The 16,758-nt window shown below is 70.5% G+C and carries 15 protein-coding genes; 7 read left to right on the top strand and 8 right to left on the bottom strand.

Annotated elements, in window-relative coordinates:
- Positions 1-137 precede the first annotated feature (137 nt).
- Genes AB0L53_RS39645 through AB0L53_RS39670 form a run of 6 tightly spaced genes read right to left on the bottom strand, consistent with a single transcriptional unit; the run spans position 138 to position 5,801 of the window.
- The gene (locus tag AB0L53_RS39645) at positions 138-524 is read right to left on the bottom strand and encodes a universal stress protein (protein WP_364005662.1); all 387 of its coding nucleotides are present in this window, start codon (positions 522-524) and stop codon (positions 138-140) included.
- Positions 521-2,020, bottom strand: coding sequence for a tripartite tricarboxylate transporter permease (locus tag AB0L53_RS39650; RefSeq protein ID WP_364005665.1), 1,500 nt, complete (start codon positions 2,018-2,020; stop codon positions 521-523). Before AB0L53_RS39650 ends, AB0L53_RS39645 begins: the two co-directional genes overlap by 4 nt.
- A gap of 16 nt (positions 2,021-2,036) precedes the next feature.
- Positions 2,037-2,546: a tripartite tricarboxylate transporter TctB family protein gene (locus AB0L53_RS39655; protein WP_364005668.1), complete on the bottom strand. Its 510-nt coding sequence runs from the start codon at positions 2,544-2,546 to the stop codon at positions 2,037-2,039.
- The gene (locus AB0L53_RS39660; RefSeq protein WP_357954085.1) at positions 2,543-3,532 is read right to left on the bottom strand and encodes a tripartite tricarboxylate transporter substrate binding protein; all 990 of its coding nucleotides are present in this window, start codon (positions 3,530-3,532) and stop codon (positions 2,543-2,545) included. The genes AB0L53_RS39655 and AB0L53_RS39660 overlap by 4 nt, the downstream gene beginning before the upstream one ends.
- A 22-nt stretch (positions 3,533-3,554) precedes the next feature.
- The gene (locus AB0L53_RS39665; protein ID WP_364005671.1) at positions 3,555-4,847 is read right to left on the bottom strand and encodes a glucarate dehydratase family protein; all 1,293 of its coding nucleotides are present in this window, start codon (positions 4,845-4,847) and stop codon (positions 3,555-3,557) included.
- Positions 4,848-4,862: 15 nt separating this feature from the next.
- Positions 4,863-5,801, bottom strand: a complete 939-nt coding sequence (locus AB0L53_RS39670; RefSeq protein WP_364005674.1) for a 5-dehydro-4-deoxyglucarate dehydratase — start codon at positions 5,799-5,801, stop codon at positions 4,863-4,865.
- Positions 5,802-5,896: 95 nt separating this feature from the next.
- On the opposite strand from AB0L53_RS39670, the gene AB0L53_RS39675 reads away from it, so the two are divergent.
- The 7 genes from AB0L53_RS39675 to AB0L53_RS39705 are packed head-to-tail and all read left to right on the top strand — an operon-like array spanning position 5,897 to position 11,628.
- Positions 5,897-6,715, top strand: coding sequence for an IclR family transcriptional regulator (locus tag AB0L53_RS39675; RefSeq protein WP_364005677.1), 819 nt, complete (start codon positions 5,897-5,899; stop codon positions 6,713-6,715).
- A 39-nt stretch (positions 6,716-6,754) separates the two neighbouring features.
- Complete coding sequence (locus tag AB0L53_RS39680; RefSeq protein WP_364005680.1) at positions 6,755-7,891, top strand: mandelate racemase/muconate lactonizing enzyme family protein; 1,137 nt, start codon at positions 6,755-6,757, stop codon at positions 7,889-7,891.
- Between the two features lie 7 nt (positions 7,892-7,898).
- Entirely contained in the window at positions 7,899-8,576 is a 678-nt protein-coding gene (locus tag AB0L53_RS39685) for a FadR/GntR family transcriptional regulator (protein ID WP_357954095.1), read from the top strand.
- Positions 8,577-8,597: 21 nt separating this feature from the next.
- A complete protein-coding gene (locus tag AB0L53_RS39690; RefSeq protein ID WP_364005683.1) occupies positions 8,598-8,915 on the top strand; it encodes a hypothetical protein in 318 nt (105 codons plus the stop codon).
- A 2-nt stretch (positions 8,916-8,917) separates the two neighbouring features.
- The gene (locus AB0L53_RS39695; RefSeq protein WP_364005686.1) at positions 8,918-10,381 is read left to right on the top strand and encodes a histidinol-phosphate transaminase; all 1,464 of its coding nucleotides are present in this window, start codon (positions 8,918-8,920) and stop codon (positions 10,379-10,381) included.
- Positions 10,378-11,181 (top strand): phosphatidate cytidylyltransferase, encoded by an 804-nt coding sequence (locus tag AB0L53_RS39700; RefSeq protein ID WP_364005689.1) that lies wholly within the window; start codon positions 10,378-10,380, stop codon positions 11,179-11,181. The genes AB0L53_RS39695 and AB0L53_RS39700 overlap by 4 nt, the downstream gene beginning before the upstream one ends.
- A gap of 54 nt (positions 11,182-11,235) precedes the next feature.
- Positions 11,236-11,628 carry a DUF1622 domain-containing protein gene (locus tag AB0L53_RS39705; protein ID WP_364005692.1) on the top strand — a complete coding sequence of 131 codons (393 nt, stop codon included), beginning with the start codon at positions 11,236-11,238 and terminating at the stop codon, positions 11,626-11,628.
- On the opposite strand, the gene AB0L53_RS39710 is transcribed toward AB0L53_RS39705, so the two are convergent.
- Both AB0L53_RS39710 and AB0L53_RS39715 read right to left on the bottom strand, forming a co-directional pair.
- On the bottom strand, positions 11,617-14,526 hold the full coding sequence (locus AB0L53_RS39710; RefSeq protein ID WP_364005695.1) for a CBM35 domain-containing protein: 2,910 nt from the start codon (positions 14,524-14,526) through the stop codon (positions 11,617-11,619). The two genes, AB0L53_RS39705 and AB0L53_RS39710, sit on opposite strands and share 12 nt — an antisense overlap.
- Before the next feature lie 134 nt (positions 14,527-14,660).
- Positions 14,661-16,541 (bottom strand): potassium transporter TrkA, encoded by a 1,881-nt coding sequence (locus AB0L53_RS39715; protein WP_364005698.1) that lies wholly within the window; start codon positions 16,539-16,541, stop codon positions 14,661-14,663.
- Positions 16,542-16,758: the final 217 nt, after the last annotated feature.

The raw sequence follows: 16,758 nt of genomic DNA on the forward strand, positions 1-16,758 counted from the left end.
TACAACGGCCGGCAGAAGGCCGCCATCGAGGCGCGCCTGCTCGACCGCGCCCACCGTGACGGCTTCCCGGTCACCGGCATCCATCCCGGCCGCATCACCGGCCCGGGATGGATGCCGGGCCAACCCGGCGGGGACCGTCACTGAGCAGCCGGCTCCTTGACCGCGAGCACCGGGCAGCCGGCTTCGAGCAGGATCCGCTGGGCGCTGCTGCCCATGATCAGTTTGCCGACCGGTGAGCGCCTGCGCAGCCCGATGACGATCAGGCTCGCCGAGGCTGCCTGCGCCGCCGCGAGCACGGCCTCGGCGACGTCGTCCTCGGCCACCTGCTCGAAGTCGTAGGACACCGCCTCCGGGACCAGGCGCTTGATCTCCGCCGCGTCCGCGGTCGAGGCGTCGACGTAGGCGCCGGGCCGCGAGACGTTGAGGATCTTCAGCGGCGCCCCTCGGAGCGCGGCTTCCGCGATCGCGTGCTCGAGCGCGACCCGGCCCAGCGGGTTGGGCACATATCCCACGATGACCGTCATGCTGTGGCCTTTCTGCGTTGCTTACGGAGAGCCCGGCTCAGCGGCGGGACGACGATGATGAGCAGGATCGCCACCAGCAGCGTCGCGGCGATCGGCTGGCCGAAGAAGCCGGTCAGCTGACCGTCGAACAGCCGCATCGAGCGCCGGAAGGACGACTCCAGCAGGCTGCCGAGAACGAAGGCCAGCACCAGCGGTCCCGGCTCGAAGCCGACCTTCTTCATCAGGTAGCCGACGATCCCGAGGCCGACCATCAGGAACATGTCGAAGACGTTCATGCGGACGGTGTAGACGCCGATCATGGTGATCAGGATCGTCAGCGGCGCCAGGATGGCCGCCCGGATGCGCAGGATCTTGACGAAGATCCCGATCAGCGGCAGGCTCATGGCCAGCAGCAGGATGTTGCCGACGTACATCGAGTTGACCACGCCCCAGAACAGGTCCGGCTTCTCCTGCACCAGCAGCGGCCCCGGCGTGATGCCCTGGAGCAGCAGCGCGCCGAACATGATGGCCATGGTCGCGTTCGCCGGGATGCCCAGGGTGAGCAGCGGGATGAAGGAGGACGTGGCGGCGGCGTTGTTGGCGGTCTCGGGTCCGGCGACGCCCTGGATGGCGCCCTTGCCGAACCGTTCGGGGTGCTTGGCGGTCTTCTTCTCCACCGCGTAGGCCACCATCGACGACATGGTCGCCCCGCCGCCGGGCAGGATGCCGAGGATGAAGCCCACCAGCGAGCCGCGGGTGATGGCCCCCTTGGACTCGCCGAGGTCCTTGCGCGAGGGATAGACGGAGCCGACGCTGGGCGCCGGGGCACTTTTACCGCGCAGTGACTCCAGGCTGTAGAGGATCTCGCCGACGCCGAACAGGCCCATCGCGACGATCACGAAGTCGATGCCGTCGAGCAGTTGGTCGCTGCCGAACGTCAGGCGCGAGGTGCCGGCCAGCGGGTCCTGGCCGATGGTCGCCAGGAGCAGGCCGACAGTGGCCATCAGGATGCTCTTGGTCGTGGAACCGGTGCCGAGCGTCGAGACCAGCAGGATGCCCAGCAGGGCCAGAGCCGTGTACTCGGCGGGGCCGAAGTCCAGCGCGAACCCGGCCACCAGCGGGGCGACGAAGGTGAGCGCGATGACCGCGACCGTGCCGCCGATGAAGGAGCCGATCGCCGCGATGCCGAGCGCGGAGCCGGCCCGCCCTTGTCTGGCCATCTCGTGGCCGTCGATCGCGGTCACCACACTGGACGCCTCGCCCGGCAGCCGCAGCAGCACCGAGGTGATCGTGCCGCCGTACTGGGCGCCGTAAAAGATGCCCGCGAGCATGATGATCGCGGCCGTCGGCTCGATGTTGTACGTGACCGGGAGCAGGATCGCGATCGTGGCGGCGGGCCCGAGGCCGGGCAGGACGCCCACGAGCATGCCCAGCGTGACGCCGAGCAGGCAGTAGAACAGGTTCTCCGGTTGGAAGACGACCCCGAACCCGGCGATCACCGGGGAGAAGAAATCCATGGTCAGCCGATCTGGTTCAGAAGGGCAGGATGTGCGGGAGTGACACGCCCAGCCCGGTGACGAACAGCAGGTAGAGGACGGCGGTCGAGCCGAGCGAGATGATCACGGTCATCCGCCAGCCCTCTCGTCCGAGTCCCTTCAGCCACAGGACGAGCAGCGCCACGGTGGGAATCTCGAAGCCGATCCGCTCGAACAGCAGCGCGTAGCCCACGAGGGACACGGCCGCGACGACGACGATCAGGGCCTCGCGGGTGAAGGTCTCCTCCTCGCCGGTCGGCCCGGACCGCAGCACGAGCACCGCCGCGGTCACGACCATGGCGACGCTGACGGCCAGGGGCCACAGCCCGGGGCCCGGGTTGGACAGCGTGCCCACCCCCAGGCTCCAGGACATGATCCCGGTGATCACGCCGATGGCGAGCGGGACGAGCGCCGCGACGATGTTCTGCCGGCGGGCGTAGGCCGGAGTCGGCGGGGTGGGAAGCCCGTCCTCCTCCGGCACGCCTTCCTCGGGTACGACGCTGGTCATTGCTGGCCCGTGAGGTCGATCCCGAGCTTCTTCGTCAGCGCGGCGAACTCGCCCTGGGCCTTGGTGAGCTGCGTCTTCACCTCGTCGCCGCCGACCTCCCAGCGGCCGATGTAGTTGGACTTCAGCAGCTCGCCGTACTCGGGCGTGGCGATGGCCTTGTCGATGGCGCCGGCCAGCTTGTCGCGTACGTCGGCCGGCAGCCCGGCGGGCGCGGCCACGAACCTGCGCTGGTCCACCACGACGTCATAGCCGGACTCGGTGGCCGTCGGCGTGTCGGGCAGCGCCTCGACGCGCTTGGTGCCGAACACGGCCAGCGCCCGGAGCTTGCCGGACTGGACGTGCTTGGCGGCCTCGGCGATCTGCACGGACGCCGCGTCGACCTTGCCGCCCAGGACCGCGGTGATAGTGGGGGCGCCGCCGTCGAACGGCACGGGCGTCGCCTTCACCTTCGCCACCCCGAACAGCAGGGCCTGCGACAGCTGGCTGCCCGTCCCCGCGCCGGTGGTGCCGTACTTGATGCCGTCGGCCGCGAGCAGGTCCTTGAGCGACTTGTACGGCGAGGTGGCCGGCACGACCAGGGCGTAGTCCTCGACGGCCAGCCCCTTGACGAAGGTCATGTCCTCGAGCTTGATGGCGTCGGGGTCCTGGACCATGAGCGGCCCGATGGCGAACAGCGACTGCGGCATCACGGCCACCCGGTAGCCGTCGGGCTTGCTGCTGAACACGTCCTTACCGGCGATCTTGCCGTTGGCGCCCGGCTTGTTGACCACTACGGCGGGCTTGCCGAGCGGCTTCTCGATGCTCTTGGCCAGGGCGCGGGTGACCAGGTCGGTGCTGCCGCCCGGCTCCGTCGGGACGGTGAACTCCACGGCCTTGCTGGGGTAGGCGGCGCCGTCGCCGGCACCGCCGCCCTTGACCGAGCAGGCGGACATGGCGACCACTGCCAGCAGGGCGCCACCGATGCGCAGGCCTATCGTGGATGACATTCTCATCAGAGTGTTCTCTCTTTCACCAGCGTGGAAGCGGGGGCTGGACCCACGTGGGGTCGGCCACGCGCATGGCGGCCACATCGTCCCTGTCGCGGAAACCGCTGAGCTCGGTCCAGCGCTCGTGCAAGGTGGCCAGGGCGTCGCGGTCGAGTTCGACCCCGAGGCCAGGGGCGTCGGACACCTCGAGGGCGCCGCCGACGAAGCGGTGCGGCTCGGTGATGACGTCCTCGGTCTGCCAGGGCCGGTGGCTGTCGCAGGCGTACTCCAGGTCCGGAATGACGCTGGCGACGTGGGTCATCGCGGCGAGGCTGATGCCGAGGTGGGTGTTGGAGTGCATCGAGAGCGCGACTCCATAGGTGCGGCACAGTGCCGCGAGCTCGCGCGTGGCGTGCAGGCCGCCCCAGTAGTGGTGGTCGGACAGCACCACCTGGACGGCGTCCTTGGCGAACGCCTCGGGGATCTCGCCGAACGTGGTGACGCACATGTTGGTGGCCAGCAGCGCGCCGGTCCTGGCGCGCACCTGCGCCATGCCGTCGATGCCGGTGGTCGGGTCCTCCAGGTACTCCAGCAGGCCGTCGAGCTCCTCGGCGACGCGCACGCTCGACTCCAGCGACCAGCCGCCGTTGGGGTCCAGGCGCAGCGGGTGGTCGGGGAATGCCTCGGCCAGCGCCTTGATGGCCGCGATCTCCTCCTCGGGCGGGAACACGCCGCCCTTGAGCTTGAAGGAGCGGAATCCGTAGGTGTCGGTGAAGCGCCGCGCCTGGCGTACGACGCCTTCGGGGTCGAGGGCGGCACCCCAGTCGTCGCGCGGCGCGTCCTCCATCGGGTGCTCGGCCCAGCGGTAGAACAGGTAGCCGCTGTAGTCGACCCGGTCGCGCACCTTGCCGCCGAGCAGCGCGTGCACGGGCAGGCCGAGCGTCTTGCCGAGCGTGTCCAGGCTGGCGACCTCGAACGCCGAGACCACGCTGCGGACGATCTTCTCGTTGGTACGGCTGCCGCGCAGCCCGGCCGGGTCGAACTCGTTGATCGTGCCGGGCGTCAGCCCGGCCGAGTCGTAGGCCAGCTCGTGCAGCCCGTTCAGCGCGGTCAGCGGCCGGCCGATGACGGCCTTGGCGAGGTTGCGCGCCACCTCCAGGTATTCGGTGTCGCCGTAGGTCTCGCCGACCCCGGTGGCGCCGCTGTCGGTCTCGAGCTCGACGATGGTGCGCGGGGTGTACGGCTGGTGCACGCCGAGGACGTTGAGCAGCGGCGGGTCGCTGATCAGGATCGGCGTGACGGTCGCCTTGACGATCCGAGGGATGGGTTGCGACATATGGGGATTCCTTCCTTACCGGACGAGGTCGAGGCCGGTGTCCAGCAGGGCGCGGAGCTGTTCCAGGTGCTCGGGAGGGGGGTCCGCGAGCGGGGCGCGTACGGAGCCCACGGGGAGTCCTCGCAGCTTAGCCGCGGCCTTGACCAGCGAGACCCCGTAGCCGATGCCCTTGTCGCGCAGCTCGACCAGGGGGACGTAGAAGCGGCTCAGCAGCAGCTCGACCCGCTCGTGGTCGTCGGCGTGGAAGGCGCGGAAGAAGTCCTTGGCGATCTCGGGGGCGAAGGCGTGCACGGCGGAGGAGTAGGCGGGCACGCCGATGCTCCGGTAGGCGCGGGCCTGCATCTCGGCCGTCGCGGCGCCGTTGAAGAACAGCCACTCCGGCGGCGCGGCCAGCTTGAGCCGCTGCAACTGGTCGAGGTCGCAGTGACCGTCCTTGAGGCCGATCACGTTCGGTATCGCGGCCAGCCCGGCGATGCTGCTCACCGCTATCTTCACCTGGGCGCGCTGGTAGACGATCACGGGCAGCGAGGTACTGGCGGCGACCCGCCGTACGTGCTCGACCAAGCCCTCCTGGGGCGCCTCCACCAGATAGGGCGGCATCAGCAGCAACGCGTCGGCCCCGGCCCGCTCGGCGATGGCGGCGAACCGGGCGGCCTGGGCCCAGCCGTAACCGGCCCCCACGACCACCGGCAGCGCTCCGGCCGCCTCCTCGACCGCAGCCGTGACGACCCTTTCGTACTCGTCCTCGGCCAGGGAGAAGAACTCCCCCGTCCCGCAGCACGGGAACACCGCGCCGGGACCGGCCGCGATCTGGTCGCGGAGGTAGGCGCGGAAGGCGTCGATGTCCAGGGCCCCGTCGGCGTCGAACGGCGTCAGCGGAAACGACAGAACGCCGGTCTCCATGCCCCGCCGAAGCCTGGCGCGTACATCATCACTTGTATACGTAGCGGTCATCCTGTCTCCATATGTAGATGCCTGTTACGTGGCGAGCAGTCTCGCTCCAAAATTGGTAATGTGTCAACAGGCCGTCCCCCGACAGATGAGGTGCGATGACACTCCCCCTAGACGAGGCCGAGGGCACGGCGCAGAGCGGCGTGCGGGGCGTGAAGTCCGCCGCCCGCACGGTCGAACTCCTTGAGCTCCTCGCCTCGCGACAGAACCGGCCGGCCCGGCTGCGCGAGCTCAGCGACGCGCTCGGCGCGCCGCGCAGCAGCATCTACGCACTGATCCGCACGCTGGTCGAGCGCGGCTGGGTGCGCACCGACGCGAGCGGGACGCTGTACAGCATCGGCATCCGCGCCCTGCTGGCGGGCACCACCTATCTCGACACCGATCCCTACCTGCGCATCGTCCAGCCGCACATCAACGACCTCAGCGCGCTGCTCGACGAGACCATCCACTTCGGCCGCCTGGACCGGGGCGACATCGTCTACCTGGCCACCAAGGAGTCGAGCCAGTATCTGCGCCCCTTCAGCCGGGTCGGGCGCCGGCTGCCCGCCTTCAGCACGGCCATGGGCAAGTCGCTGCTGGCCGAGCGGCTCGGCACCGGCCTGGAGGTGCCGATCCCCGCGCAGCTCACTCCCCTGACGCCCAAGACGCTGGTGGACCGCGACGCCCTGACCCGGGATCTGGAGCTGACGCGCCGGCGCGGCTACGCCATCGACGACGAGGAGAACTACGCCGGCGTCATGTGCTTCGGCTTCGCGCTGCGCTACACCAGCCCGCCGACCGACGCCATCAGCTGCTCGGTGCCCATCGCCAACCTCACCGAGGAACGGACGAAGGAGATCACCGAGTCTATGGAGCGCACCAGGCTGGCCATCGAGCGCATGGCCCCCATGGACCTGTCGGGGACTGCCGAGTTCTAGTAGTTGTATGACGACATGGCGAGTTGTACGATGACCGCCATGACTACCTCCGACCGCATCTCCTGGATCCGGCTCTCCTCGGTCTATCTGCCGCTCGCCACCCCGATCAGTGACGCGAAAGTGCTCACCGGGCGGCAGCGGCCGATGACCGAGATCGCCTTCCTGTTCGCCGAGATCGGCGCTGAGAGCGGGCATCGGGGCTTCGGCTTCGGCTATTCCAAGCGCGCCGGCGGCCCCGGCCAGTACGCCCACGCCAGGGAGATCGCCTCGGACCTGCTCGGCGAGGACCCCAGCGACATCGCCCGCCTGTGGGAGAAGCTGGTCTGGGCGGGCGCGTCGGTCGGGCGCAGCGGGCTGTCCACGCAGGCGATCGCGGCACTCGACGTCGCGCTGTGGGACCTGAAGGCCAAGCGCGCCGGACTCCCCCTGGCCAAACTGCTGGGCGCCCACCGCGACTCCGTACGCTGCTACAACACCTCCGGCGGCTTCCTGCACACCCCGATCGAGCAGGTCATCGAGAACGCGAGCGCCGCGCTCGAACGCGGCATCGGCGGCATCAAGCTCAAGGTCGGCCACCCCGACTCCCGGATCGACCTGGCCAGGGTCGGCGCGGTGCGCGAGCACCTGGGCGACGGCGTACCCCTCATGGTGGACGCCAACCAGCAATGGGACCGGCCGGCTGCCCAGCGCATGGGCCGGGCCCTGGAGGAGTTCGGGCTGGTCTGGATCGAGGAGCCGCTGGACGCCTACGACAGCGCCGGCCACGCGGCGCTCGCCGCCTCGCTCGACACGCCGATCGCGACCGGCGAGATGCTCACCAGCGTCGCCGAGCACGCCGAGCTCATCCGCCTGGGATCGGCCGACGTCATCCAGCCCGACGCGCCGCGCATCGGCGGCATCACGCCGTTCCTGCGCCTGGCGGCGCTGGCCGAGCACAACCGCCTGCAGCTGGCCCCGCACTTCGCGATGGAGATCCACCTGCACCTGGCCGCCGCCTACGGGCTGGAGCCCTGGGTCGAGCACTTCGAGTGGCTGGAGCCGCTGTTCGAGGAGCGCCTGGAGATCCGCGATGGCAGGATGATCGTGCCCGACCGCCCCGGCCTCGGGCTTACCCCGAGCGAGCAGGCCGCCAAGTGGACCGCGGACCAGTGCGAGTTCGGCACCAGAAAGGACTGAACCCGCGATGGCGAGCCTGACCCAGACCCTCGTCGACGATCTGACAGCGCGCATCCAGGAAGGCGTCATCCACCCCGGCGACAAGCTGCCGACCGAGAGCAGCCTGGTGGAGACGTACGGCGTGAGCAGGACGGTCGTACGCGAGGCCATCTCGCGGCTGCAGGCCGCCGGGCTCGTCGAGACCCAGCACGGCCGCGGCAGCTTCGTCCTGGCGCGGCCGGGCTCGGCCAGGTTCGAGTTCGGCCAGAGCGGCGAGCTGACCGTCGATGACGTGGTCGACCTGCTCGACTTCCGCATGGCCTTCGAGGTCGAGGCCGCCGCGCTCGCCGCCCGCCGGGGCGGGGGACCCCGCCTGGACGACCTGCGGGCGGCGCTCGACCGGTTCGCCGCGAGCGCCGACAACCCGAGCACGGCGGTGAACGCCGACTTCCAGTTCCACCTGCGCATCGCGCTGGCGACGGGCAACCGCTACTTCGCCGACCTGATCACGTCGTTCGGCCCCTCCATGATCATCGTGCCGCGTGACCGGCTGTCGCCCGCCGGGCAGGGGCACTTCGAGCAGATCGTGGTCGAGCACGAGAACATCTACGCGGCCATCGAGCGCCAGGACGGCGAGGGCGCGCGCGCCGCGACCCGCGTCCACCTGAGTAACAGCCGCGCCCGCCTGCTGGCCGCCCACCCCTAGCATTCACCAGGAACCCGGCTGGTGTCGGCGTACGTCGGACTAGACATGGTCATGCTGGAGATCCGCCCCGGGTCCGCATCCGACAGAGAGTGGATCTACCGGCTGCGGCACGAGGTCTACGCGCACGAGCTCGGCCAGCACCCGCCCAACCAGGCCGAACGGCTGAGCGACGCCCTCGACGACGGCAACGTCTACATCGTCGCGGCCCACGGCGACCGGCCGGTGGGGTTCATCAGCGTCACGCCGCCCTGGCGGGCCGCTATTCGATCGACAAGTACCTCAGCCGCGCCGGGCATCCGGTCCTGGGCAGGGAGGACCTGTTCGAGATCCGCATCCTGACCGTGGATCCGCGCTGGCGAGGCTCGGCGGCGGCGCCGCTGCTCATGTACGCGGCGATGCGCTGGGTGGCCGCGCACGGCGGCCGCGTCGTCGCGGCGCTGGGGCGGACCGAGATCCTCGGGATGTACCTGGCCGCCGGACTGACCGGCACCGGTACCCGGGTACACGCGGGGGCCGTCACCTTCGAAGTGCTGTCCGGGCAGGTGAGCGAGCTGGCCGAACGGGCGCGACGGCACCACGGCCCCCTGCTGCGCGCCCTTGAGCCGAGGGTGCGCTGGAGTCTGGAGATGCCGTTCCTGCCCGGACCGCCCGCCTGCCAGCACGGTGGTGCCTCGATCGGGGTGGTGGGCCGCCGATTCGACAGCCTGCCGGCGCGCGACGACGTCGTACCCGCCGACGTGCTCGACGCCTGGTATCCGCCCGCTCCCGCCGTGGTCGAGCTGCTGGGCGGCGACCAGGGCTGGCTCGCCCGCACCTCTCCCCCGGCCTACCCCGAAGGGCTCGTCGAGGAGATCGCCGAACGCCGCGACCTGCCCCCGGACGCCGTCGCGACCGGGGCGGGCTCGTCGGACCTGATCTTCCGCGCGTTCCGCGGCTGGCTGGACGCCTCCTCCCGCGTCCTGCTGCCCGACCCCGTCTACGGGGAGTACGCCCACGTCGTCGAGCAGGTGATCGGCTGCCGCGCCGACCGGTTCCCGCTGCGCCGGGCCGACGGCTGGCGGCCGGACCTCGACCGCCTGCGGGACGCGCTGCGCGAGCGCTATGACCTGGTGGTCATCGTCAACCCCAACAATCCGACCGGCGTGCACACCGATGCCGGTGACCTGCGCCGGGTGATCGCGGACGCGCCGGGCGGGACGCGGTTCTGGATCGACGAGGCGTACGTCGAGTACGCCGACTCGGGGCATTCGCCGTCGCAGTCGTCGCCGTCGCCGTCGCCGTCGCCGTCGCTGGAGCGGTACGCCGCTGCCTCGGGCAATACCGTGGTGTGCAAATCGCTATCCAAGATGTACGCCTTATCCGGTCTGCGGGCGGCCTACCTCGCCGGACCGGCGGAACTGGCGGCCGAGTCGCGCCGCTGGGCCCCGCCCTGGGGGCTCAGCCTGCCCGCCCAGATCGCCGCCGTGCACGCCCTGCGCGACCCCGGCTACTACGCCGGATGCTGGGCCCGGACCCGTACCCTGCGCTCCGGCCTCGCCGAACGGCTCGCCGGCCTCGGCGCTGACCTGCGGGTCCACGAGTCGGCCGCCAACTTCGTCCTGCTGACGCTGCCCCGGTCCGGGCCGACCGCGGCCGGTCTGGTGGCAGCGTGCCGGCGGGACGGGGTGTTCCTGCGCGACCTGTCGCCCCTGTCCCCCGCCTTCGAGGGCCGGACGGTACGGATCACAGTGCGCGACCCTGACGCCAACGACCGCGTCGCCACCACCGTCGCCACCGCACTGGACCGCCTGCGGGCCACCCCGTGATCACACCTGCCACGGCCCTCCCGTACATCGCCGTCGCGCTCGTCGTCGGTGGGGTCGCCGTCGCGCTGTCGCGCCGGCGGGAGTACATGCTGCGCTGGTGCGCCTGGGCGGTGGCCGTGCCCGTGGTGGTCGCCGCCCTGTACGCCGGGCCGGGTGGGGCCGCGGTGCTCGCCGCCGTGGCCGGGGCGGTGCTCGCCGTCGAGTACGGCGGGCTTGTGGGACTGGCCATACCCGACCGGGTCGTGCTCGTGGCGGTCGCGGGCGCGCTGCCGCCGGTGGCGTGGCTGGCGCTGCCGTACCTGCCGCGGGTGCTGGTCGCCGCCGTCCTGGTCGTCGTGCTCGTGCCGCTGCTCGGGGGTGACGCGGCGGGCGGGCTCAGGAGGGCGTCGCTCGGGGTGTTCGGGGTGGTCTGGTTGCTTCCGCTGGTGGGGGTGGTGCTGCTCGGCCCGGTCGTGCTGGCGGTGTTCGTCGCGGTGTCGATGGGCGACATCGCGGCCTCGTTCGCCGGGCGGTCGTTGGGCGGGCCGTCCCTGTCGCCGCTGTCCCCGGCCAAGCGCTGGAGCGGCGCGCTGGCCGGGGCAGCCGTGGGGCTGGGCGCGCTGGCGCTGCTCGGGGCGTTCACCGTCCCGCTGGCGATCGCGGTGGCGATGGGTGCTCCGCTGGGCGATCTGCTGGAGTCGATGGTCAAGCGCGGGGCCGGGGTCAAGGACTCGGCGTCGTGGCTGGCGGGCGCGGGCGGGCTGCTGGACCGGCTGGACTCCCTGCTGCTGACCCTCGCACTCGCCTTGCTGCTCACGTGACGGGTGTATGCGACCATGATCCGGACGTATCGGTGAGCCGGGGAGAGGGACAGCGTGCAGGTGAAGGACATCATCGAGCTCATCGGCACGGTGCTGGACATCGCGGGCGTGGCCGTGATCGCGGCCGGCCTGGTCATCGCCACCATCACCTACGGCGTGAGCCTGGCCCGGTCCCGCCAGGTGGCCGGCCTCTACCAGGCCTACCGGCGGGGCGTGGGCCGCTCGATCCTGCTGGGACTGGAGTTCCTGGTCGGGGCCGACATCATCAAGACCGTCGCGGTCTCCCCCACCTTCCAGAGCCTCGGGGTGCTGGCCATCATCGTCGCGGTCCGCACGTTCCTGAGCGTCTCGCTCCAGGTCGAGCTGGACGGCCGCTGGCCCTGGCAGCCGCCCCGTACCGCCGGGGAGCCCGGCGGTACGGGGCGGGCGCCGGCCTCAGCCGAGTGACAGCCGGTCCAGGTCGGGCGCGGCCTCCGTGTCGTTGTGGATCTTGATGGTGTTGGCGCCCGCCCGCAGGGTGACGGGCACGGACGTCGTGTACGGGGTGTTGTTGCCGACGCCGCTCACCTTCACCTCGATCGGCGCGGCGTCGTTGACGGTGACGAAGTACGAGCGGTCGCCGTTGACCGTGAAGTCGATGAACAGCGTGTACTGGCGGGCCGTGTCGACGGTGACGTCCTCGAACAGCACGTACGCGTCCGCCGCCCCGCCCAGGTTGCGCACCTTCTGCCCACCCGAGCAGGGCGAGCAGCTGGTGATGCCCGCGCTGCCGAGCCGGTTGCGCGAGTCCTCGGCCTCCCGCATGAACACCCGGTCGGCCGGGCGCAGCCGCACTCGCAGCTGCTTGGTGACCTGGTTGGCGCGGCCCAGCACCTGGAAGGACGCGGTGATGGGGATGTCGGCCGCGGTGACGTCCTGGCCGGGCGGCGAGGTGAGGGTCCAGGTGCCCTCCAGCGTCTGACCGAGCCGCAGCGTGGCGGCGGTCGCGGCGGCGCCCGTCACCGTCCAGCCGGTCGGCACCACCGGGGCCAGGTTGACCTGGTCGAGCGCGTCGTCGACGTCGAGCCGCAGCTTCGTCGACACCTTCATCGACTGCTGCCCGGGACCGACCCACTGCAGGCCGGACGGGTCCACGGTCATCGTCGTCTTCGGGACCTCCGAGGCCGGCGGCATCGGCGCGACGGCGATCCGGTCGAGCCCGGGGCCCTGCCGGGCCGTACTGGACAGCGTGATCGTGTTGGCGCCCGCGTTCAGCGGCACCGCCAGCGCCGTGGCGGCGGGAACGTCGGCGTTGTCGCCGCTCACCGGCACCTGCACCGCCGCGGCGCCGTTGACGCTCACCGACAATGAGGTGGCCGCGGCTGCGGTGTGATCGAGTTCGAGCCGGTACGTCCCGGCCGTCGGCACCGTGACGTCGCGGTAGGTGACCGCGTTGCGCGGGCCGCCGCCGAGCCCCACCACCCGGGCCAGGCCGGAGCACGCCTGGCACAGGTCCGGCCGGGCCGAGCCGCTCCTGGCCTGCCTCTCCGCCTCCAGCGGCATCGCCGCCCCGAGGCCCACCGGGTAGGCCGACGCCACCTTGATCTCGTCGATCTGAAGCTCCTGGTAGAAGCGCGGCGCCTGCGGGCCGCCCCAGGTGTTGAGGACTTCCAGCTTCAGGTAGCGGGCGCGGGTGCCGCCGAGGTCGATGAACTGCGCGCCGCGCGCGCTGCGCATCGCGGCGGAACGTACGGGCTTGCCCCAGTGCTTGCCGTCGTCGCTGGCGTAGACCCGATAGTCCTTGATCCGGGCCGAGTCCTCGGGGCGGCCGAACGTCTCGCGCGCGTACGTCGGCGACCACTCGCGCTGGTTGACCGCCAGGTAGGCGGCCTCGCGCCGCTTGCCGAGGTCGAGGGTGAGCGAGACGGGCAGCTTGGCGTCGGCGTCCCAGTAGTTCTGGAAGCTGCCGTCGACCAGGGCGCCGGCCGGGTGACCCGCGCGGGTGGACGTGGCGGTCGCCTTGAGCGCGCTCTGGGGATAGAAGTGCTCCTGGCCACGGGTCTCGACCTTGAACACGGTGTCGTAGTCGTCCCACTTGGTAATGCCGAGGATCGACAGGTAACCACCGGACTGGGCGAACCGCATCCGCTCGCCCGTACGCAGATCGCTCACCGCGGACACGCGGTAGCCGTTGTCGCGCAGCCGCACCTGATCGGTCCTGGGCCTGGTCACCACGTGCACGTACTGGACCTTCGCGCCGCGCTCGACGGTGACGACGCCGTGCGCGCCGTCGTTCCAGAAGCCCGGCTGCATGCCGCCGTACATGTAGCCGCCGCCCTCGGTCTCCTGCAGCGAGGACCGGATCGGCGGCACCCACCCGGCCATGAAGTTGTTGAACTCCTCCTGCTGCGGCGGGAACTTGCCATTGACCATCGGGGTCTCGGCCATCAGCGACTTCATCGAAGAACCGGCGTTGGTGACGTAGCGGCCGGTGCTGAGGCGGAAGTCGACGGGGTGGCTGCCGCCGTCGTACCACCAGTCGCCGGTGGTCGGGAGCTTGTAGTCGGCCTCGGTCAGGCGCGGCATCGGGGTGAAGGCGGCCTGCGGGTAGTCGTAGGCCGGCGTCATGCCGGTCTTCTGCTCGTTGCTGACCGTGTCCATGATCGGGGTGTCCTCGTTGTTGTTGCTCAGCAACCAGGACGGGCGCTTCTGTCGGATCTGCTCGTAGAGCTGGTTCTGCTCCCAGTACTCGTTGTCGTTGTCGATCCAGAACCCGGCCAGGTCCGGATAGTTCTCCATGACCTCGAAGAACAGGTCGTAGCTGAACTGGCCGAACCCGTTCCTGGTGGTCAGGTCGACCGAGCGGCCCTTGTAGGCGGAGTAGGCGGCGGAGTCGAGCGTCTCGACGCCCTGCTCGTTGTGCCACTGCGGGTCGTCGGTCATGTAGAGGATGACCCGTACGCCCTTGGCCTGGCCCGCCTTCACCAGTTCGCCGAGCAGGTCGCGCTGGGTGGCGCAGCTGCCGGGGATCTTCGACGGCCACGGCCGGGCGTAGCCGAGCCTGCTGTGGAAGGTGGCCAGCACGATGTAGGAGGCGCCCAGCTTGCGAGCCTCGTCGACCCAGTAGTCAGGGCTCCAGCCACCGCCGGTGACGTCCCGCTCCCAGGCGGCGCAGTCGAGGTGGCGGGGCGCGGTGAACATGCCCCAGTGCAGGAACAGGCCCGCGGTCGAGTCGCGCAGCCACTGCTGCCGCGGGTGCTCGACCTCCGCGCCGGCGGCGGGAGCGCCGACGATGTAGGCGGTCAGGGCGAGAAGGAGGGCGGCGCAGGCGGATAAGACTCTGGAGGGGGTTCGGCGGCGCTGCATGGCGATCGCTCTCTCGTTGGGCTGACGGGGGGTAACGCCAACAAGGCTGATCTCTCAGACCTCCGACGAATACACGAGACAGAGCCCAGAGTCAAGAAACACTGCCCTCCGGGCGGTCAACTCATCCGATGACTTCAGTCCTCAGCGAGGACGATCACCAGGTCGCGGGGGCCGAACGTGACAGCGGCCGACTTACCGGGATTTAGTACGACACCGTAGGCGGGTGGCGAGGCGGCCTCGGCCAGCACGCGGTAGCCGATCGCGGTCTCGCCACGCGTCCGCGCGGAGTAGATCACGGTGGCGAAGCTGACCGACACTCCGGGCTGGACGTAGTCCGTCGCCGGCTTGAGGTAGATCTCCGACCCGGCGGAGTCGAACAGGAAGCGGAACACCTGCCCCAGGTGCGGGTTCTCCGACAGCTGGGTCATCAGCAGGCTGATCAGCTTGTCGCTGACGACGAAGTCGTCGGCCTTGGTGACCTGGGCCAGCCGGCGGTTACGGTCGTCGTTCATCTCGCTGACGATCGCGTACCGCTGCCCGGACTTCGAGGCCATGTCGCGCAGGTGCAGCAGCGTCACCAGCGTGCGTGAGTCGCCGTGCTGCGGCTCCAGCCGGTCGTCGGCCAGCACGATGATGTGGTCGAAGGTGCCCACGTCCAGCGCTTCCAGGGTGACCCGGTCGGTGGTGTCGCACTCCTTGACGTTCACCGCCAGGTTGCGCAGGGCCACCTTCGCCCGGTCCAGGCTGTCGCTCTCCTCGACGGCGGTGGCCGCCACGTGCAGGGTCGACCCGGGCGAGACGTAGTGGTCCAGCTCCTGCACGATCTTCGGGGCGCGACTGTTCCAGCCCAGCAGCAGCGTCCGCTCCGGCGGCGTCGCCTGGCGGACCGGGCGGGTGATCGCGCCCTCGACGATCGGCGGGAAGCTGCGGACGAGCCGGATGGCGGAGTCGTCCTCGGCGACCACGATCATCTGGTCGTCCGGCGTGATCTCGGTGTTCATCGGCGGGTTGAGCACCACGGACCCGTCGCCGTGCCGGATGCCAATGAGCGAGGCGGTCTCGTAGGCGAACAGCGCCTCACCATAGGGGAAGCCGGTCAGTTTCGGCTCGGGCCGCAGGTAGATCTCGTCGCCGCCGAAGTCCAGCAGGTCCGTGCAGACCACCGACAGGCCCGACTGGCGGCAGGACTGCACGATGAGCCGGGAGGCGATGTCGTCGGTGTCGACCACCTGCACATGACCGCCCCCGGCCAGCTCCGCGGCCACCAGGTTGGTCGTGTCCGTGACGGAGGCGATGATCGGCGGGCGGCGCCGGCGCCAGTTGCGGTTCGTCAGCGCCAGCAGCGTCTTGACGACGTGCGCGTCGGGATCGTCACCGGGCGGGGACAGTACGATGGCCGCCCGCGCCGTGTCGAGGCTCATCAGGTCGAGGTCGGTCGGCTCAGTCGGGCTGCCGGAGCGGACGACGATCCGGGTCTTGCCGGTGGTGCCCAGCCGCGAGCGCAGCTCCTCCTCCATCTCCAGCTTGTCGCGGTCCCCCAGGATCGCCACGCAGGATTTCGACTCGCTCTCGTTGGCCTCCACCAGCTCGGGGATGATCGTGAAGATCTGGTCCGACCAGCCGATCAGCGTCGTGTGCCCGGACTCCACGATCCTGGAGCGGCCCTTACGCAGCTCCGTCAGCTTGTTGTCCAGCCCGGTGGTGAGCACACCGACGAGGCTGCTGACGATGAGCAGGCCGCCGATCGTGATCGTGAACCCCAGGACGGTGAAGAGCGCGCTGCCCTCGTTGTCGCCGGCCACGGTGCCGGCGTCCATCGCGCGCATGAGCATGCCCCACAGCGCCTCGTTCCAGCTCTTGTGCGGCAGGTCGTCCCCCGCGAGCACATAGACGAGCACGCCGAAACTGCCGACCATGACCACGGTCACCAGCGCGAGCCAGCCGATCAGGGCCGGAGTGCCCCTCGACATCGTGTTGTCGAACCAATAGCGAAGACGCTCGCGCCGCGTGGCCATGACCAATCCCGTCCTTCATGGATCGCCGCATGGGACAAGCGACCCGGTCCCTATCCCCGTTCGGCGGACGGGACGCCGTGCAGCGCGCCTTCCCCGTGGCTGTCCCGTTCGCCTGTCTCTCGGGCTCTGCCTCGGTGACCGTGGTTACCAGAGGCGCCGGAGGTGACTCTGAGGCGCGCGGGCCCAACAATAGCGACATCTACCCCTTTGCCCCCAC

The organism is Nonomuraea sp. NPDC052129 (assembly GCF_040680095.1).
Classification (GTDB): Bacteria; Actinomycetota; Actinomycetes; order Streptosporangiales; family Streptosporangiaceae; genus Nonomuraea.